Origin of the sequence: Paenarthrobacter sp. NPDC090520, from assembly GCF_044769205.1 — a bacterium.
Classification (GTDB): domain Bacteria; phylum Actinomycetota; class Actinomycetes; order Actinomycetales; family Micrococcaceae; genus Arthrobacter.
Genome location: NZ_JBIVXM010000014.1, coordinates 1 through 19,062 on the forward strand (window position 1 = coordinate 1; position 19,062 = coordinate 19,062).

18 protein-coding genes and 1 rRNA gene are annotated in these 19,062 nt (G+C 65.0%); 11 read left to right on the forward strand and 8 right to left on the reverse strand.

Annotated features, from left to right (window positions below):
• Positions 1-237: 237 nt before the first annotated feature.
• Positions 238-354: ribosomal RNA gene (gene rrf / locus ACIQTZ_RS16370) — 5S ribosomal RNA — on the forward strand.
• Between the two features lie 209 nt (positions 355-563).
• On the opposite strand, the gene ACIQTZ_RS16375 is transcribed toward rrf, so the two are convergent.
• Complete coding sequence (locus ACIQTZ_RS16375) at positions 564-1,553, reverse strand: hypothetical protein (protein WP_402982289.1); 990 nt, start codon at positions 1,551-1,553, stop codon at positions 564-566.
• A 6-nt stretch (positions 1,554-1,559) separates the two neighbouring features.
• Here ACIQTZ_RS16375 and ACIQTZ_RS16380 point away from each other — a divergent pair, with 6 nt between their 5' ends.
• The 9 genes from ACIQTZ_RS16380 (at position 1,560) to xerD (ending at position 10,750) form a co-directional block, all read left to right on the forward strand.
• Complete coding sequence (locus ACIQTZ_RS16380) at positions 1,560-2,384, forward strand: hypothetical protein (protein WP_402982290.1); 825 nt, start codon at positions 1,560-1,562, stop codon at positions 2,382-2,384.
• Positions 2,377-3,363, forward strand: a complete 987-nt coding sequence (locus ACIQTZ_RS16385) for an HAD-IIA family hydrolase (protein ID WP_402982292.1) — start codon at positions 2,377-2,379, stop codon at positions 3,361-3,363. The genes ACIQTZ_RS16380 and ACIQTZ_RS16385 overlap by 8 nt, the downstream gene beginning before the upstream one ends.
• Before the next feature lie 9 nt (positions 3,364-3,372).
• A complete protein-coding gene (locus ACIQTZ_RS16390) occupies positions 3,373-3,621 on the forward strand; it encodes a hypothetical protein (RefSeq protein WP_402982294.1) in 249 nt (82 codons plus the stop codon).
• 3 nt (positions 3,622-3,624) lie between these two features.
• Positions 3,625-4,437 carry a TlyA family RNA methyltransferase gene (locus tag ACIQTZ_RS16395; RefSeq protein WP_402945667.1) on the forward strand — a complete coding sequence of 271 codons (813 nt, stop codon included), beginning with the start codon at positions 3,625-3,627 and terminating at the stop codon, positions 4,435-4,437.
• A 13-nt stretch (positions 4,438-4,450) separates the two neighbouring features.
• On the forward strand, positions 4,451-5,473 hold the full coding sequence (locus tag ACIQTZ_RS16400) for an NAD kinase (protein ID WP_397322947.1): 1,023 nt from the start codon (positions 4,451-4,453) through the stop codon (positions 5,471-5,473).
• A gap of 3 nt (positions 5,474-5,476) precedes the next feature.
• A complete protein-coding gene (gene recN / locus ACIQTZ_RS16405) occupies positions 5,477-7,216 on the forward strand; it encodes a DNA repair protein RecN (RefSeq protein WP_402982295.1) in 1,740 nt (579 codons plus the stop codon).
• Positions 7,217-7,351: 135 nt separating this feature from the next.
• Positions 7,352-9,097 carry a CTP synthase gene (locus ACIQTZ_RS16410; protein ID WP_402982297.1) on the forward strand — a complete coding sequence of 582 codons (1,746 nt, stop codon included), beginning with the start codon at positions 7,352-7,354 and terminating at the stop codon, positions 9,095-9,097.
• 28 nt (positions 9,098-9,125) lie between these two features.
• Positions 9,126-9,788, forward strand: a complete 663-nt coding sequence (locus tag ACIQTZ_RS16415; protein ID WP_402982299.1) for an NUDIX domain-containing protein — start codon at positions 9,126-9,128, stop codon at positions 9,786-9,788.
• 2 nt (positions 9,789-9,790) lie between these two features.
• Complete coding sequence (gene xerD / locus ACIQTZ_RS16420) at positions 9,791-10,750, forward strand: site-specific tyrosine recombinase XerD (RefSeq protein ID WP_402982399.1); 960 nt, start codon at positions 9,791-9,793, stop codon at positions 10,748-10,750.
• Between the two features lie 5 nt (positions 10,751-10,755).
• Here the strand turns inward: xerD and ACIQTZ_RS16425 are convergent, their stop codons facing one another.
• Positions 10,756-11,568: a hypothetical protein gene (locus tag ACIQTZ_RS16425; protein ID WP_402982300.1), complete on the reverse strand. Its 813-nt coding sequence runs from the start codon at positions 11,566-11,568 to the stop codon at positions 10,756-10,758.
• Positions 11,569-11,624: 56 nt separating this feature from the next.
• Between ACIQTZ_RS16425 and ACIQTZ_RS16430 the strand changes: the two genes are divergently transcribed.
• Complete coding sequence (locus tag ACIQTZ_RS16430; protein WP_402982302.1) at positions 11,625-12,119, forward strand: 8-oxo-dGTP diphosphatase; 495 nt, start codon at positions 11,625-11,627, stop codon at positions 12,117-12,119.
• Between the two features lie 102 nt (positions 12,120-12,221).
• On the opposite strand, the gene ACIQTZ_RS16435 is transcribed toward ACIQTZ_RS16430, so the two are convergent.
• The 6 genes from ACIQTZ_RS16435 to ACIQTZ_RS16460 form a co-directional block, all read right to left on the reverse strand.
• Positions 12,222-13,361 carry a bifunctional 2-methylcitrate synthase/citrate synthase gene (locus tag ACIQTZ_RS16435; RefSeq protein ID WP_402945678.1) on the reverse strand — a complete coding sequence of 380 codons (1,140 nt, stop codon included), beginning with the start codon at positions 13,359-13,361 and terminating at the stop codon, positions 12,222-12,224.
• A gap of 73 nt (positions 13,362-13,434) precedes the next feature.
• A complete protein-coding gene (prpB, locus tag ACIQTZ_RS16440; protein ID WP_402982304.1) occupies positions 13,435-14,340 on the reverse strand; it encodes a methylisocitrate lyase in 906 nt (301 codons plus the stop codon).
• Positions 14,341-15,861, reverse strand: coding sequence for an MmgE/PrpD family protein (locus ACIQTZ_RS16445; RefSeq protein WP_402982305.1), 1,521 nt, complete (start codon positions 15,859-15,861; stop codon positions 14,341-14,343).
• Between the two features lie 23 nt (positions 15,862-15,884).
• Positions 15,885-16,526, reverse strand: coding sequence for a GntR family transcriptional regulator (locus tag ACIQTZ_RS16450; RefSeq protein WP_402982307.1), 642 nt, complete (start codon positions 16,524-16,526; stop codon positions 15,885-15,887).
• Positions 16,527-16,602: 76 nt separating this feature from the next.
• A complete protein-coding gene (locus ACIQTZ_RS16455) occupies positions 16,603-17,316 on the reverse strand; it encodes a response regulator (protein ID WP_402982309.1) in 714 nt (237 codons plus the stop codon).
• Complete coding sequence (locus ACIQTZ_RS16460) at positions 17,313-18,977, reverse strand: ATP-binding protein (protein ID WP_402945688.1); 1,665 nt, start codon at positions 18,975-18,977, stop codon at positions 17,313-17,315. The genes ACIQTZ_RS16455 and ACIQTZ_RS16460 overlap by 4 nt, the downstream gene beginning before the upstream one ends.
• Positions 18,978-19,062 lie beyond the last annotated feature (85 nt).

Consider the following 19,062-nt stretch of genomic DNA (forward strand, 5'->3'; position numbering starts at 1 on the left):
ACCACTGGGTTGATAGGCCGGATGTGGAAGCGAGGACTAAAGACTCGTGAAGCTGACCGGTACTAATAGGCCAACAACTTACACCACCCAAAAAAACACACTGCACGCGTCCACTATGTGGTTCCCAACCAACAACACCAGTTGAACAACAGGAACCAACACAACCAAATACACAACCAAGCACCACAGTTGTAACCACAAACTTCCCAACCCCCAACAGGGTACGGGTAAAAAGGTTACGGCGGTCATAGCGTGGGGGAAACGCCCGGTCCCATTCCGAACCCGGAAGCTAAGACCCACAGCGCCGATGGTACTGCACCCGGGAGGGTGTGGGAGAGTAGGACACCGCCGGACAACCATTCAGGTCGAGGCCCCCCAACCACCAGGTTGGGGGGCCTCCCAGTTTAAGAAGCGAAAATGCCCGACAACAAGTTGTGAGACTTGCCACGGGAACACTATGAGGCACCCTGGGGGTTCGGCTCCAGAAGTACGGTCGCCTAGAATTGCATAAGACAAACGAGCCGGCATCAGCTATTGCCGGCGGCGTGACAACGAAATAAGGGTTATGAGCGACTACGCACGCGCCACTGGTCGGCTCGCAACAGGAGGAATCCATAATGGCTGAGCACAACGGCGGCAATCGCGGTAACTTCGGCGGGAATCGTGGTGACCGAGGGTCCTACCGCCCCAACAACAATTCCGGCGGTGACCCCCGAGGCTTCCGCTCCAGGGAGAACCGTGACGGCAATGACCAAGGCCGTTCCTACGGCGAGCGTCCTGCCCGCGATGGGGAGCGCCGTCCGTACAACAGTGACCGCAAGTCTTTCGGAGAGCGTTCCGAGCGTGGCTTCGATCGTCCGCGTCGTGATGGCGATGACCGTCGTAGCTTTGGTGATCGTCCGCGTCGTGATGGCGATGACCGTCGTAGCTTTGGTGATCGTCCGCGTCGTGACGGTGATGAGCGTCGTAGCTTTGGTGATCGTCCGCGTCGTGACGGTGACGAGCGTCGTTCGTTTGGTGGCGACAGGAAGCCTTTTGGTGACCGCCCGCGCCGTGACGGTGATGAGCGTCGTTCCTTTGGTGACCGCCCGGCACGTGGCGGCGAGCGTCCTGCCCGTGATGGTGAGCGCCGGGCGTATAACGGTGACCGCAAGCCCTTCGGTGACCGCCCGGAACGTGGTCCGCGGAACTTTGACGGTCCGCGCCGTGACGATGACCGCCGCGTTTTCGGCTATCGTCCGCGCCGTGACGATGACCGCAAGCCCTTCCGCGATCGGAACGACCGTGATCGGAACGACCGTGACCGGAATGACCGCGGTGGGGATCGTCGGTCCTTCGGGGAGAACAGGCCCAGTGGTGGCCGTTTCGGCGAAGGCCGCGAAGACCGTCCCGCCCGTGTGCCCAACGCCAAGGACATTCGTAGCGCCAACCGTCCGGACCGCGAGCGTTCGCCGGAGATCGACGCGGATGTCACGGGCAATGAACTGGACCGGGCCACGGGTCACCAGATCAAGACCCTTGAAGACCAGAATGCCGGTTGGGTCGCCAAGCACCTGGTCATGGCAGGACGCCTGATCGATGTGGAACCTGAGCTCGCGTTCCAGCACGCCCTCGCTGCGAGCCGTCGCGGTGGCCGTTTGTCCGCAGTCCGCGAGGCTGTGGGTCTGACGGCGTACGCTGCCGGACACTACGGTGAGGCGCTGCGTGAGTTCCGTACGTACCGTCGCATCAGCGGCTCCAACGTGCACCTGCCGGTGATGGCTGACTGCGAGCGTGGTTTGGGCCGCGCCGACCGTGCCTTGGACATGGTTCGTTCACCCGAGGCCCAGGACCTGGATGCTCCGGGCAAGGTTGAGCTTGCCATTGTGGCTTCGGGCGCCCGTGCCGACCTGAACCAGTTGGATGCAGCGGTGGCCGAACTCGAGATCCCGCAACTGGACATCAACCGGGCCTTCTCCTACAGCCCCCGTTTGTTCCGCGCCTACGCCGAGGCCTTGACGGCTGCCGGCCGCGCTGACGAAGCAGTGCGCTGGGAGCGCCAGGCGGTCGTGGCCGAGAACGCCCTGGGCGTCGGCGAGTTCGCGGAGCCGGAGATCCTTGACCTCGGTTGGGACGAAGAGGACGAAGCAGCCGAGCGGAAGCCCCGTTTCCAGAAGCAGGACGGTGACGCCGCCGTCGGGCAGGGCGAAACTGACACTGTGATCGCTGAAGCCGCGGCCGCGGACGCTGCCCACGAGGATATTGAAGGGGACGACGCCGAGTCCGACTACTTTGAATCCGACGACCCCGAGTCCGACATCGATTCCGCCGAGGACGAGGACGAAGACGAGGCCGAGGATGCTGAAGACAACGAGACCGCAGGAGACGAGTCCCGGAATGGCTGATGCGCTGATTGACTCGTTTGACGCCGTTCTCTCCGATCTTGACGGCGTGGTGTACGCCGGGCCGCACGCCATCCCGGGCGCCGTGGAGTCGCTGCAGCGGCTGGAGACCGTGGGCGTCGGCTTGGGGTACGTGACCAACAATGCGTCGCGGACACCGGCACAGGTGGCCGCTCATCTGAGGGAACTGGGGGCGCCGGCAGAGGACCACCAAGTGGTGAGTTCCTCGCAGGCCGCGGGCGAACTGCTTGCTTCGATGCTTCCGTCGGGCGCACACGTCCTGATTACAGGCAGTGCGGCCTTGGCCCATGAGATCGAGCTGGTGGGCCTCAAGCCCGTGCACAGCGCAGCTGAACATCCGGTGGCAGTGGTGCAGGGTTTCAACCCGGAGATTGGCTGGAAGGAGCTTGCCGAGGCCTCCTACGTCGTCGCTGGCGGGGCCAAGTGGTTCGCCACCAACACGGACATGTCCATTCCGCAGGCCCGCGGAATGGCTCCGGGCAACGGCACCCTGGTGGCGGCTGTTGCCGCAGCGACCGGGCAGTATCCCCTGGTTGCGGGCAAGCCGGAAGCGCCCCTGTTCCACGCCGCTGCGAAGCGGCTCAAGGCCGACCGGCCGCTTGTGGTGGGCGACCGCCTGGACACCGACATCCTGGGTGGTAACCGCGCAGGATACGCGACGGCGGCAGTCCTGACCGGCGTCGATACGAAGCACACCATCCTGGCCGCCCGGACTGATGAACGGCCGACGTACTTGCTGGCGGATCTCACGGAGCTCTACGAGCCCTATCCGGACGTCGTCGGAGAAGACCACTCGTTCCGTTGCGGGGAGGCATCCGCCTCCGTGGAGGACAATGTTGTGACCGTCATTGGTTCCGAGGACGATCTCGATGCCTGGCGCGCGGCGTGTGCGGCCTGGTGGAGTGCTGTGCCGGATGCCTCCGAAGCGCAGGCGCCGAAGCTTGAGTGGCGTTCTCACTAGACTGGTGCGATGACCGAGTCCCCTGAAGAAGCACCATGGCCCGGGCCTGCCGCCCCCACGGGTGAAACGGCGGTCGACCGGACCCTGGAACTGTTGAACGCAGTTCCGGGGGCTCCGGTTTCGGAGCATGCGGACTTGTACACGGCCCTGCATGATTCGCTGTTGGAGGCCCTCGACGCCGAACCCGGCCTCCCGCCGGCCGCGGCGGGACAGGCGGCGAGACAGCCGGCCGCCGACACCCCGGAAGGCAACAGCTAGCGTATGGCACGACTCGATCAGGAACTCGTCACCCGTGGGCTGGCGAGGTCCCGGACCCATGCGGCCAAGCTCATTGCCGATGGCAAGGTCACGTCCGGCGGCGCCGTCCTGTCCAAGGCTTCCCAGCCGGTGGATGCCGGGACAGCCTTGCAGGTGGAACCCCATCCGGAGGACGCCTACGTCAGCCGCGCAGGTCACAAACTCGCCGGTGCACTGGCAGCCTTCCCGGACGTGGTGGTCGCCGGCCGGAGGTGCCTCGACGCCGGTGCCTCCACCGGCGGTTTCACGGACGTCCTGCTGAGGCAGGGCGCTGCCCAGGTGGTGGCGGTGGACGTCGGGCACGGCCAGTTGGTCCAACAGCTTCGGGACGACCCGCGGGTGGATGTTCATGAGGGACTCAATGTCAGGTACATGACGCCCGATCAGATCGGTGGGGCCGCGTCCCTGACCGTGGCAGACCTCTCTTTTATTTCCTTGACGTTGGTCCTGGAGCCACTGGCGGCCTGCACTGCGCCGGGCGGTGACCTGGTGCTCATGGTGAAGCCGCAGTTCGAGGTTGGCAAGGAACGCTTGAGCCGCACCGGCGTGGTGTCTTCCGAACAGGAACGACGCCGGGCAGTCGCCCAGGTGGTGCGGGCCGCGGTGGATACCGGCCTGGAGGTGCAAGGCCTCGCAGTCAGTCCGTTGCCGGGCCAGGACGGAAATGTTGAGTACTTCCTGTGGATGAAACGCAGGATGTCGGCGGTGTTGCCTAAGATCGAAGAGCGGGACGGGGACGTTGCTGCGTTGATGGAATCACTCTGGCCGAACCACTAGAAAGCAGAACCCGATGAGCAGGCACGTATTGGTCCTTGCCCACACCGGACGGGAGGAATCGCTCCGCGCGGCGTGGGATGCCTGTACCCAACTGCATTCTTCCGGACTTGTTCCGGTGTTGCAGAAGTCCGAGCTGGCCGACGTCGAACGCTTTTTCGGCGCCGTGGATACTCCCATCGAGATCCTTCACGATCACGTGAGCCTGGAAGACGTCGAACTGGTGATGGTGCTTGGCGGCGACGGCACCATCCTGCGCGCTGCCGAACTCGTCCGCGAAGTGGATGTTCCGCTGCTGGGGGTGAACCTTGGCCATGTCGGATTCCTGGCTGAGAGCGAGCGTGCGGACCTGGCCCAGACCGTTGAATGGATTGCCAGCCGCCAGTACACGGTGGAAGAGCGCATGACCATCGATGTCCAGGTGTGGATCAAGGGCCAAAAGATCTGGCACACGTGGGCGCTCAATGAAGCCGCCATCGAAAAAGCCAACCGTGAGCGCATGCTGGAAGTGGTCACCGAGGTGGACGAACGTCCGCTGACCTCGTTCGGCTGTGACGGTGTGGTCCTGGCAACTCCAACAGGTTCCACGGCCTACGCTTTCTCTTCCGGCGGCCCGGTTGTTTGGCCGGAAGTGGAGGCGTTGGTGATCGTGCCGATCAGTGCCCACGCCCTTTTCGCCAAGCCCCTGGTGGTATCCCCGAGGTCCAAGCTGGCCGTAGAGATCATGAACCGGACGGATGCCTTGGGTGTGTTGTGGTGCGATGGCCGGCGTTCGGTGGACCTGCCGCCCGGAGCCCGCGTCGAAGTGACCCGCTCCGCCACACCAGTCCGGCTGGCCCGGACCCACATGACCCCGTTTTCCGCCCGGCTGGTCCGGAAGTTCCAGCTACCCATCCATGGCTGGCGTGGTCCCGCCCCACGCAGCGGCGAGGTCCACACCGGCCCGATCCCCGTGATCCGCACACCGTCGCCGGCACCCTTGCCGAGCCCGCACGAGCCTGGGCACGGTGAACCCTCCGACCCCACGAATGCGAAGTGAAGCATGCTTGAAGAACTCCGAATCCGTGACCTTGGCGTCATCACCGACGCCGCCCTTCCGCTCGGCCCTGGCCTGAGCGTCGTCACCGGTGAAACCGGCGCCGGCAAGACCATGGTGGTCACCGCCGTCGGGCTTCTCCTGGGCGCCCGCTCGGACGCCGGTGCCGTACGCAGCGGCGCCAAGTCAGCATCCGCCGAGGCGGTACTGAAGCTCGACCCGCAACACCACGCCGTGGAGCGCACCCGCGAGGCCGGCGGCGAAGCGGAAGAGTACGACGGCGTGGCTGAACTCCTGCTTGCCCGTACCGTCAGTGCCGACGGACGCAGCCGGGCTTACGTGGGTGGGCGGACGGCGCCGGTAGGCGTCCTGGCGGAGTTGGGGGAGAGCCTGGTGGTGGTCCATGGCCAAACGGACCAGATCAGGCTCAAGGGTGCGGCAGCGCAAAGGCATGCCCTGGACCGCTTTGCCGGACCATCGTTGGCCAAGCCGCTGGGGGAGTACCAGGAGCTGTACAAGCACTGGAAGTCGATTCAGTCCGAGCTGGAGACGCTGCGCAACGAGGCCCGTGAGCGCTTGCGCGAAGCGGAGTCGTTGGATGCCGCGCTGACCGAGATCGATGAGATCGATCCCCAGCCGGGCGAAGACGAGGCACTCAAGGCCGAAGCTGTGAAACTGGCCAACGTCGAAGAGTTGAGGATCGCCGCGGCATCAGCCCATGAGTCCTTGATCGCGGAGGAGTTCGGTGAGTCCGGCGATGCCACCTCCTTGGTGGATGCGGCGAAGCGGACCCTCGAACAGGTGGCAGACCATGATGAGGCGCTCGGCGCTGCGGCTGCCAGGCTGGCCGAAGTTGGGTTCCTCCTGAACGACATCGCGGCCGAACTGTCCAGCTACCAGGCCGCCCTGGACACCGAGGGACCCGAGCGACTGTCCGAGATCGAGGAACGCCGCGCAGCGCTGGCCAAGCTGATCCGCAAGTACGCCCCGAGCATCGACGAGGTGCTGGAGTGGGCCGCCGTGGCGCGGATCCGCCTTGACGAACTCCAGGACGACTCGACCCGCATCGAATCCCTGGACGCGGAAGTGGCCGCGTCGGAAGAGAAGCTGCGCAAACTGGCAGCGGCCATGACCAAGGCGCGGCAGAAGGCCGCCAAAGACCTCTCTTCCCGGGTCAGCGCAGAGCTCAAGGCCTTGGCCATGGCCGACGCCACGTTGGTCATTGAGCTCGAGGACAGCGGCTCCCTGGGCCCCTGGGGAACCGACGAGATCGCGTTCCTGCTCCGACCACACTCCGGTGCCCCGGCGAGGCCTTTGGGCAAGGGTGCATCCGGCGGTGAACTGTCCCGCGTCATGCTGGCCATCGAAGTGGTCCTCGCTGCCGTGGACCCGGTTCCGACGTTCGTCTTCGACGAGGTGGACGCCGGCGTCGGCGGGCGTGCCGCCGTCGAAATCGGACGCCGGCTGGCCATGCTGGCCCGGCACGTCCAGGTGCTGGTAGTCACGCACTTGCCCCAGGTTGCCGCGTTTGCTGACCAGCACATCCGGGTCATCAAGACCTCGGTGCGCGGCGCGGATGGCAAGACCACCTCTGGATTCACCTCCAGCGATGTCCAGTTGTTGTCCGAGGAAGAACGGGTCAAGGAACTCGCCCGCATGCTGGCCGGGCAGGAGGACTCGGAGTCCGCGCAGGCCCACGCCCAGGAGCTCCTGGACGACGCGAAACTCCTTCCGCAGCAGGCCTAGTGGCCGGGAGAGGCACTGCGAGGACAATCACATTCAGTGCACTTTGTTCCGGCCGAACCCTTGATTGCAGGCAGGTAACTGGGCAACCATGGACCATTTGGGGAATCCGGACAGGACGCTTGGAAGGCGTAATTGATGATAAGCTCGAATTCCGTGGTGCAGCGATCAAATTCCCGTGTAAATTCCCGGTTCCCGGGCTCGTCCAAGACGACCAAACACATCTTCGTCACCGGCGGTGTGGCGTCCTCGCTCGGTAAAGGACTGACGGCTTCGAGCCTCGGCCACCTGCTGCGGGCACGCGGTTTGTCTGTAACTATGCAGAAGCTCGATCCCTACCTGAACGTGGATCCGGGCACGATGAATCCCTTCCAGCACGGCGAAGTGTTCGTGACTGACGACGGCGCCGAGACCGACCTCGACATCGGACACTACGAGCGCTTCCTCGACGAGAACCTTGAAGGTTCGGCCAACGTCACAACCGGCCAGATCTACTCCACGGTCATCGCGAAGGAGCGCCGCGGCGAGTACCTTGGCGATACTGTCCAGGTCATCCCGCACATCACTGACGAGATCAAGCGCCGCATGCGCCTGCCCGCCGAGGGCAAGAACGCTCCGGACGTCATCATCACCGAAATCGGTGGAACCGTTGGCGACATCGAATCGCAGCCGTTCCTGGAGTCAGCCCGCCAGGTCCGCCAGGACATCGGCCGGACGAATGTCTTCTTCCTCCATGTATCCCTGGTCCCGTACATCGGACCTTCCCAGGAGTTGAAGACCAAGCCGACGCAGCACTCCGTCGCGGCCCTGCGCTCCATCGGCATCCAGCCCGAAGCAATCGTGATCCGTTCGGACCGCGAAGTTCCCGAAGCCATGCGGGAGAAGATCGGCCGCATGTGCGACGTCGACATCGACGCCGTGGTCAACGCCGCCGATGCTCCGAGCATCTACGACATCCCAAAGACCTTGCACTCCCAGCAGTTGGACTCCTATATCGTCCGTGCCCTGGACCTGCCGTTCAAGGACGTGGACTGGAGCAAGTGGGACAAACTGCTTGAAGCCGTGCACAACCCGAAGCACGAGGTCGAGGTTGCCCTGGTGGGCAAGTACATCGACCTTCCGGACGCCTACCTTTCGGTGACCGAGGCACTGCGCGCAGGCGGATTCGCCAACGAGGCGAAGGTCAAGATCCGTTGGGTTCCCTCCGACGAATGCGAAACCCTCGCAGGTGCCACCAAGTCCCTGGCGGGCGTGGACGCGATCTGCGTTCCGGGTGGTTTTGGCATCCGTGGACTGGAAGGCAAGCTTGGCGCCTTGAAGTTCGCCCGTGAAACCAAGCTCCCTGTCCTGGGCCTGTGCCTTGGCCTGCAGTGCATGGTGATCGAGTACGCCCGCAACGTGGTTGGCCTGGAGGGTGCTTCCTCCAGCGAGTTCGAGCCCGACTCCAAGTTCCCGGTCATCGCCACGATGGAAGAGCAGTTGGACATCGTGGACGGCAAGGGAGACCTCGGCGGCACCATGCGCCTGGGGCTCTACGAAGCCAAGCTCGACGAAGGCTCCGTGGTAGCCGAAACCTACGGCACCACGTCAGTGAGCGAACGCCACCGCCACCGGTACGAGGTCAACAACAAGTACCGTGACCAGATCGCTGCCGAGGGCCTGGTGTTCTCCGGTACCTCACCCGATGGCAAGCTGGTGGAGTACGTGGAGCTTCCCCGCGACGTGCACCCGTACTACGTCGCCACCCAGGCGCACCCCGAGCTCAGCTCGCGTCCTACGCGTCCGCACCCGCTGTTCGCAGGCCTGGTGAAGGCTGCACTGGATCGCCGTGAAGGTGAAGCTGTCGAAGCAAAGCAGGCCGCCGACGCGGTAGCTGCCAAGTAAACAAACCGCACAAGCAAAGGACGGCGCGATGCCCGGTACTTCTGAAACCCCCAGCACAACACGGCAGGTTTCGGACGTGCCGAGCCCGCGCCGTCTTTTGTCCTCCAGCAAGGTCTATGAGGGCCGCATCTGGGATGTGGTCAGCGATTCCTTCCAGCTCGGCGAGGACACCGACACACTGGTGCGAGACTATATCGACCACCCCGGTGCCGTGGCCGTGTTGCCCATGAACGTGGATGGCGAAATTCTTCTGTTGAAGCAGTACCGCCACCCGGTGGGCATGGACCTCTGGGAAATCCCCGCAGGCCTCCTGGACGTGGAGGGTGAAGACTTCGTGGTGGGGGCTGCCCGTGAGCTGGCGGAAGAAGCGGACCTCACCGCGGCAACCTGGAACGTCCTTGTGGACTTCTTCAACTCGCCGGGCTCTTCCAGCGAGGCCGTCCGAATCTACCTGGCCCGCGGCCTCAGCGGCGTTCCGGAAGCCGAACGCCATGTCCGGACGGACGAAGAAGCCGAGATTGAGCTGCACTGGATTCCGTTGGACGATGCCGTGCAGGCCGTCCTTGAGGGCCGGCTGCACAACCCCTCCGCGGTCCTTGGCATCCTTGCCGCGGCCGCTGCTAAAGCTGACGGCTTCCGCAGCCTCCGCCCGGCCAATGCTCCTTGGCCGGCACACCCGAGCCAGCGCTGAGCATGGCCGAGGCCGCCACCCGGACTGCCACAGCCATTGACCGTGGAATCACCGATTACCTGCAATACGTGGGAGTGGAACGCGGCTTGGCGGCGAACACCCTTGCCGCGTACCGCCGGGACCTGGGCCGCTATGCCAATTTCCTTGCCGCGCAAGGGGTCGGCGAGCCCGGCGGGGTAACCCGTCACCATGTCACGGCGTTTGTGCAGGCCCTGTCCGACGGCGCCGACGGTGCATCCGTCCTGGGTGTGCGTTCGGCGGCCAGGACCGTGGTTGCGGTGCGGGGGTTGCACAAGTTTTGGGCTCTTGAAGGCGTGACCACCTCCGATCCCGCGGGCGACGTCCACCCACCCATGCCCGGGAAGAGGCTTCCGAAGGCCATCAGCGTGGATGAGGTAACCCGGATCCTCGAAGCTGCCGGCACGGAGACAGCCACAGGCCTGCGGGACCGCGCCCTCCTGGAGTTCCTCTACTCCACGGGTGCCCGCATCAGCGAGGCCGTGGGCCTGGACGTGGACGACGTCTCCCTCCAGGAAACGGGCCCTGGCCCGGCCATTGTCCGGCTGTTCGGCAAGGGATCCAAGGAACGCCTCGTACCCCTCGGCTCCTACGGCGCCCGGGCAGTCGGAGCTTACGTTGTCCGCGGCAGGCCGCTCCTTGCGTCCAAGGGCAAGGGCACCCCGGCCCTGTTCCTCAACGCGCGCGGCGGCCGGATCAGCCGGCAGAGCGCCTGGACCATCCTGAAGACCGCGGCTGAGAAAGCGAATATCACCAAGGATGTTTCGCCCCACACACTGCGGCATTCCTTTGCCACCCACCTCCTGGAAGGCGGAGCGGATGTGCGCGTCGTGCAGGAACTGCTGGGCCATGCCTCGGTGACCACCACGCAGGTGTACACCCTGGTGACGGCTGATACGTTGCGTGAGGTTTATGCTGCAGCGCATCCCCGGGCGCTTGGGTAGCAGCCCTAGCCAATCACGCTGAACGTCAGCTCTACTGCGTCCACGAAGACGGCCAGCAGCGATGTTCCCAGGCCGGCCACCAGGAGCAATCCGGGGTGGGCCAGGCCCACTACGACGCGCTTGAGGGCGGGCCGTCCGCGGAGGAACTTCTTGGGCACCCGGGTCTTCACCGGTATTTGCCGCCAACCACGCAGCCTCCGCAGGAACCAGGCACAGCGCACAATGAAGGCCATCCACAGCACGGACAACACCAACGGTACCGATGCCACCATCAGGTTGAAGCCCAAGGCCGTGACTTCCTTTTCGGAATCACCGATCACCGTTTGGACGGTGGTGGAGATGGAAGCGCTCATCACCACGGAGGCGGCCCACACCATGAAAGCGGCTACCAGCGCCAGGAACCGCACGAAGAAGTGGCCCAGCACGGTCGCGTCCACTGCTTTAAGGTGGCTGCGCGGGGTCGCGTGAAGGACCACTAACGTGGACACCAGCGTGGGCAGCGCGGCTACCAACACCAGCAGGTACCAGGTCCAGCCAGCCAGGTCCACCACTTCGTCCAGGACGATCAGCCCGGACCACAGCACCGTCCAGGCCCACCCGGAGTACAGGGGGTGCGCCACCAGCCAGCGCGGCAACCACGCGTCGCGGTCCGGAGCGGCCGTGGAAACCGGACCATCCGTCGGAGCCTCTGGACCTGCCGCTTGGGTCACCGGATCTGGTACAGGGACCACCGCTTCGGCCGACGGGGTCCCGGGTACTTCGGCAGCATGCTCGACGGCGGCCGTCGCCGCCCGCGGTTTACCCCCGGCTTCGTTCATGGGCTCACTGTAGCAATGGCGGCCGGACGGGGGGAGACCGGGTTAAGGTGGGCAGCATGACTGCAGCCCATGTGACGTTGTGCTTTCTCCTCCGCGATGACGCGGAGGGCCAGTACGTCCTTCTCGGAACCAAGAAGACCGGATTCGGCAGCGGCAAGGTGGTGGGTGTCGGCGGCCATGTCGAGGCCGGCGAGACGGCCATCGAAGCCGCATGCCGGGAGGTTATGGAAGAGATCCACGTGGTGGTCGATGCCGCTGACCTCGTCCCCGCAGGAACCGTGGACTTCATTTTCCCCGCCAGGCCCGAGTGGAACATGGCCACCACCGTCTTCCTCACCCGGCACTGGGAGGGCGAACCGTCCGAGAGCGATGAAATCGCGCCCGGCTGGTACCCGGTGGAGCAGCTGCCGGTGGAGCGGATGTGGGCCGATGCCGAGCATTGGCTTCCGGCCATGATTTCCGGCCGCCGCATCGCCGTGCGGGTGGAACTCGCGCCGGACAACCAGAACGTGGCGGGCGTCCAGACCAGGGAATGGACGGGCGTCGAGTGACGGTACGGAGCCGATTCACCCCCCACAGAAGCGCACGACGGCGGGCCGGTCACCCCAGGTGACCGGCCCGCCGTCGTGCGTCATGCCGTGGTGCTAGACCCGTTAGGGGACGTGCCGCTCTTCCGGTCCGTTGTATTCGCTCAATGGGCGGATGAGTGAGTTGGACGCCAACTGCTCCATGACGTGGGCGGTCCAGCCGGTGATGCGGCTGGCGACGAACAGCGGCGTGAAGGTCTGGGTGTCGAATCCCATGAGGTGGTACGTGGGACCGGCCGGGTAGTCGAGGTTGGGCTTGATGGCCTTGGCCTCGTCCATGGCCTGCTCCAAGCCGTTGTAGAGTCCCAGGAGTTCAGGCCGTCCGTAATGGGCGATCATCTTGTCCAGGGCGGCTTTCATGGTGGGAACGCGGGAGTCGCCGTGCTTGTAGACGCGGTGGCCGAAGCCCATGACCTTCTTCTTCTGCGCCAGGGCGTCTTCCATCCACGTACGCGCCCGGGCTGCCGCGTCCTCCAGGGATTCCTCCGGGCGGATGCCGATTTCGTCGAAGGTGTGCATGACGGCCTCGTTGGCGCCGCCGTGCAAGGGGCCCTTGAGTGCCCCGATCGCCGCCGTCACCGCGGAGTGCAAGTCGGAAAGCGTCGAAGTGACCACGCGGGCGGTGAACGTGGACGCATTGAAGGAGTGCTCGGCGTAGAGGATCATCGAGACGTTGAAGGCCTCGACCACCTCGTCCACCGGTTCCTCGCCGAAGGTCATCCAGAGGAAGTTTGCCGAGTAGTCCAGATCGTCCCGTGGTTCCACCACGTCCTGGCCGCGCCGCCTGCGCTGGTCATAAGCCACCACGGCAGGCATGGCTGCCCACAGATCCACAGCCTTCTTCTGGTTGGCAACAGGTGAGGAATCCTCGGCAAGTTCGTGACGGGCGCCCAGCACCGAGGCCGCGGTCCGGCAGACATCCATGGGATGTGCGCTTGTCGGGAGCGTGTCGATGACCGACTTGACCACGGGATCCAGTGCGCGGCCGGCGCGCTCGCGGGCCGTGAACTCTGCCAGTTGCGACTCGTCCGGCAGTTCGCCGTTCCACAGCAGGTAGGCGACTTCCTCGAAACTGCACTTGGCTGCCAGTTCCTGCACCGGGTACCCGCGGTACAACAGGGAGTTGGTGTCCGGATTGACCTTTGAAACGGCGGTGTAGTCCACCACGACTCCGGCGAGGCCCTTTTTGATGTCTTCAGCTGCCATGCTGAACTCCTTCGTTCTTGTGCAGGCCACCGGAGGGATCCCGGTTGCCTGCGTCCCCTATGTTGATCCGGACCTAGCGGATGCCAGGAACCTGGAAGTTGAAAACGCCGGTATCGAATTGGTTGTATGCCTCGTAATCCACGAGGTCGTAGAGGCGAGCACGCGTAAGCATGGAGTCGACGTGTGCCTCTTGGGTCCCCGCAGCCTTGATCGATTCCAGAGTACGCTCTGCAGCGCCCATGGCAATGCGGAGGAGCGTCACGGGGTAGATCACCATGTTCACGCCGACGCCCTGGAGCTGTTCGGTGGTGAAGAGCTCGCTTTTTCCGAACTCGGTCATGTTGGCCAGGATGGGCACATCCACAGCGTCGCGGATGGCTTGGAACTCGTTGAGGTCCCGCATGGCTTCGGGGAAGATCGCGTCGGCGCCGGCATCCACCAGGGCCTTGGCCCGGTCCTGGGCCGCTTGGAGGCCATCCACGGCGCGGATGTCGGTGCGGGCCATGATGAGGAAGTTCGGGTCCCTGCGGGCGTCGGCTGCGGCGCGGATGCGTTTGGTGGCGGTGTCGAGGTCCACCACGTTTTTGCCGTCCAGGTGTCCGCAGCGCTTGGGGTTGAACTGGTCCTCGATGTGGCAGCCGGCCAGGCCTGCGTTTTCGAGTTCCTGGACGGTGCGGGCCACGTTCATGGGTTCACCAAAGCCCGTGTCCGCGTCCACCAGGGAGGGCAGATCGGTCATGCGGGCGATCTGGCCCGCCCTGGTGGCGACTTCGGTGAGGGTGGTCAGGCCGATGTCCGGCAGGCCAAGGTCGTTGGCCAGGACCGCGCCGGAGATGTAGACCCCGGCGAAGCCCTTTTCCTCGATCAAGCGCGCGGAGAGCGGGTTGAAGGCGCCCGGGAACTGCTGGACAGTCCCGGAGCCGAGCAATTCGCGGAGCTTCACCCGTTTCTGTTCGGGTGTGGTCTTGGAGTACAGCATTTAGAACAGTCCCTTCGGAGCTGTTTCGAGGTTGATGACGCCGGGGGCGGCGGTGATGTTGAGCTGGTCCAGTTCGCCTTCACCGAGTTCGGTGACGCGTTCGACGGCGGCGAGGAACCGTTCGATTTCGGCCTCCTCCACCAAACCGGCCGCAAGGGTGCGGAACTTGTTCACGTACTGTTCGCGGGCGAACGGCCGGGCTCCGAGCGGGTGCGCGTCGGCGACGGCGATCTCGTCAGTGACCACGGTTCCATCCGTGAGTGTAATGACAACAGTGCCGCCGAAGGCCTTCTCGGCGATGTCCAGGGAGTGGTAGCGGCGGGTCCATTCCGGGTCTTCCACGGTGGTGACTTTGTGCCAGAGTTCCACGGTGTCCGGGCGTGTGGCGCGTTCGGGGGCGTAGGAGTCCACGTGGTGCCAGGCGCCGTCCTGCAGGGCGACGGTGAAGATGTAGGGGATGGAGTGGTCAAGGGTTTCCCGGGACGCCGTGGGGGAGTACTTCTGGGGGTCGTTGGCGCCGGAGCCGATGACGTAGTGCGTGTGGTGGCTGGTCTTGATCAGCACTGAGGCCACGTTGGCCGGGTCGGTGGTTTCGGGGTGTTCACGGTTGAGTTTGCGGGCCAGGTCAATCCAAGCCTGTGCCTGGTACTCGGCGGAGTGTTCCTTGGTGTACGTGTCCAGGATGGCGCGCTTGGCCTCGCCCTTCTCCGGCAGCGGTACCTCGTAGGAGGCGTCCGGGCCGTCGAGCATCCAGGCGATCACGCCGTCTTCGCCTTCGTAGATCGGCACGGGGGACGTTTGTCCACGCATGGCCCGGTCCGCTGCCTCAACGGCCATCTTTCCAGCGAAGGCCGGGGCGTGGGCCTTCCACGTGGAGATCTCGCCCTTGCGGGACTGCCGGGTGGCGGTGGTGGTGTGCAGGGCCTGGCCAACGGACTGGAAGATGGTCTCCACGTCCAGGCCGAGCAGGGTGCCGATGCCTGCGGCTGCGGAGGGGCCGAGGTGGGCTACATGGTCGATCTTGTGCTTGTGCAGGCAGATCGCCTTGACCAGGTTCACCTGGATCTCATAACCCGTGGCGATCGCCCGGACCAGGTCGGCACCGTTGGAGCCCACGTGCTGGGCGACGGCCAGGATGGGCGGGATGTTGTCGCCGGGGTGGGAGTAATCCGCAGCCAGGAACGTGTCGTGGTAGTCCAGTTCACGGACGGCCACGCCGTTAGCCCACGCAGCCCACTCCGGCGAAACCCGCTCCTCGATACCAAACACCGAAGCGCCCTTGCCGTTGGCAGAGGGTCCGTGGGTGAGGGCCTGGGCACGGGCAGCGACGATGGGCGCGCGGTTAAGCGAGGCGATCGCCACCGAGGCGTTATCGATGATCCGGTTGATCACCATGTCCGTCACCTCGGCCGTGACCTCCACAGGATCAGCCGCGACCACGGCGATCTTGTGAGCCAACTGCTCCTCGCGGGGCAGGTTCTCCTCGGACTTGTAAACACGGACGTGATGGTTCTGGACCATGGTGCTCCTTTGGGTTGGACGGTTCACTGGGCCGGATGTGCGGCTTTGACGTGGGTGAGGCTGCGGTGCAGGTGGACGATGGTGGCCGCTTTGGCCAACCGTGGGTTCCCGGCGGCGATCGCTTCGGCGATGGCTGCATGTTCCGCGGCCGCGGCGGCGAGTCGGGCGGAATCATCGACCGCGAGTCGCCGGATGCGGACCAGATGGACACGGAGGCTCCGCATGGCTTGGGCGAGGTAGGTGTTGGCAACAGCGGCATCGATGGCGTCGTCCAGGCGCCCCACGAGTGCGTAGTAATCGTGACGGGCCGGGTCCGATTCCCGGAGCAGCCCGGGCGCGCGGTCCAGTTGTGCCTGCAGTTCACTAAAAATGCCGGGATCGCCGCGTTCCGCGGCCAAGGCTGCGGCCCTGACTTCCAAGGTTTCTCGCAGTTCGAAGAGCTCATCGATGCTCTCGAGGGAGATGTCGGTGACCACGACGCCCCGGCCGCCTGCCGCCGTCGTCAGTCCTTCAGCGGTCAGTCGGCCGAGTGCTTCCCTGACCGGCGTCCTGGAGACGCCGAGGCGTTCGGACTGCTCCACTTCCGCCAGGACGGTACCGGGACGGAGGCGCCATTCGATGATGTCCTCACGGAGGGCGGTGTAAGCCCGATCACTGGCGCGCATGGTTTCCAGTGTATACAAACAGCTGAAAATGCGCCATGATGCGCCGCCCATGTGGCGTTATTGTATACATAGTCCGTCAGTTTCGGCGCCATCCGTATTCGTTTTCGGGCCGCCCAGGGGTTCCGTACCGCGGGGTCCGGGTGACCGTGCCGGCGTCGGCCAAGTACTCCAGGTAGCGCCGGGCCGTCACGCGGGACATTCCCACTGCTTCCATGACTTCGCTGGCGGACACCGGCAGTTCACGGGCGCGTACCAGGTCCTTGACTGCCTCCAGTGTCGAGGGGGAGAGCCCCTTGGGCAGGGGCAGGTCCGTGGGGGCGCGAAGGCTGGCAAAGGCCTGGTCCACATCGCTCTGCGAGGCGCCGGCGCCGGGGGTCCCTGTGGTGGAACCAGCCAATTGGTCGCGGAAAGCGCGGTAGCTGGTGAGCTTGTCCGCGAAGGTGGCATACGTAAACGGCTTGATGAGGTATTGGACCACGCCGATCGACACAGCGCTCCGGACAATGCTGAGTTCGCGGACGGCCGTAATGGCGATGATGTCCGCAAGGATTCCAGCGGACCGCATGCGTCGGGCCACGTCCAGTCCGTGGAGGTCGGGGAGGTTCATATCCAGCAACACCAGGTCGACAGGTGAGCCGGAAGCGGCGAATTCGCCCAGGAGGCGGAGGGCCGACTGGCCGTCGGGGGCGGTGCCAACCACGGTAAAGCCGTCGATCCTCCCCACATAGACCGAGTGGGCATCGGAAGCGATCGGTTCGTCTTCGACCACCAGGACGCGGATATCTGTCATGCCTTCCCTTCCCCGGGAGCCGTTGTGGGCAGCACAATATGGAACTGCGCGCCGCCAGGGTTGTCTGTTGTCCCCGGATTATCGATGGACATCGTACCGTTGAGCCTTTGGATCGCTTGCCGCACCAGTGCCAGCCCGACGCCCCTGCCATGGCTGCCGCGCGGATCCCCCGTCGAGGACTTGGTGCTGTAGCCGTACTGCAGGACGTCGTCGATCGACGCCGGATCGATGCCGGCGCCGGAGTCCCGGACCACGAATTCGACGGCGGCACCTCCGGTCAGGACCTCAAGTTCCACCGATCGGGGGAGCCCGCCGGCTGCCGCTGCGTCGATGGCGTTGTCCAGCAGGTTTCCCACGATGGTCACCAGGTCCTGGATTTCCAATCCGCGAACGCCCGCGGTGCCGGACGTCCGGACCGTCAGATCCACGCCGCGTTCGTGGGCCTCGGCGGCCTTGCCCATCACCAGGGCGCTCATCACCGGTTCGTCCACTGCGGCCAGCATGTCGTCCGTCAGTTGCTGGCTCAGCTCAAGGTCCTTCGTGGCAAACTCGAGCGCCTGGGGCGTGCGGCCGAGCTCCAGGAGGGAAACGATCATGTGCAGGCGGTTGGCGTGCTCATGGGTCTGTGCGCGCAGGGCGTCGGAGAGGGTCTTCATGGTTTCCAGTTCCGTGCCAAGGGCTTCGATCTCGGTCCGGTCGCGGATGGTGGCCACGGTGCCGTAGACCGCCGGTTTCTGGCGGCTCCTGGGTGGGACGGGACCAACAGCCGGGGCCTGGTTTACCACCAGGATCCGGGAACCCGTCAGATGGATCTCGTCATGTGCCGGCCGGCCGGACTCGAACAGGGCGCGCAGGCTGCCGTCGAAGGGAAGCTCGGCGAGCCGCGGTGCCTGGTCGGGGGAGCGGTCCGCTTCGGACGGCTCCAAGCCGAGCAATTCGGCCGCCTGGTCGTTGTACATGACGGCGTTGCCGCGCGTGTCGATGAGGATGAGACCCTCGCGCACCGAGTGCAGGACCGACTCGTAGTAGGCGAAGAGCTGGGCCAGCTGCTCCGGTCCCCATCCACGCGTGACGGAGCGCAGGTATCGTCCGAGCAACCAGGACGCCACGGAACCAAAGAAGAGGACCCCCAGGGCAATGGCGCCGATGACGGTCAGCCGCTCAGCGAGATCGGTGTCCACCGTGCGCACCGTGATGCCCGCTGCCACCAGGGCTTTAACGGACCCGGCCGCGTCCTTGACCGGGGCGATGGTCCGGACCGACGGGCCCAAGGTTCCCGCAGTTACTTCGGTAAACGTTTGGCCCTGCAGGGCCGGCTCGATGGTTCCGATGTAGGGCTTGCCGAGTTCCTCGGGCCGGGGGTGGGTCCACCGTGTCCGGTCCGGGGCCATGATGGTGATGAAATCCGCATCCGCGGTGTCCATGACCTTCAAGGCATAGGGCTGCAGGGTGGCGGAAGGGTCGGGGCTGGAGGCAGCCTGCAGGACCAAGGGGTTGTTGGCAATGGAAGCGACGATCGCCTGCATCCGGCTGCCCGCATCGTCGTAGGCCCGGTTCCTGGCCTCGGCCACGGAGAAAGCGCCGAACGCCGCCGTCAGCACCATGACGAACAGCAGGTTCGCCACGAACAAGCGGCGGGCAATGCTCCAGCTATGAAACACGTGTGGGCCTCCCATGACCAATATGACCGCAACGGTGATGTATGTCACCAGCGGCTGAATGATGGATATCACACAAGGGCAGCGG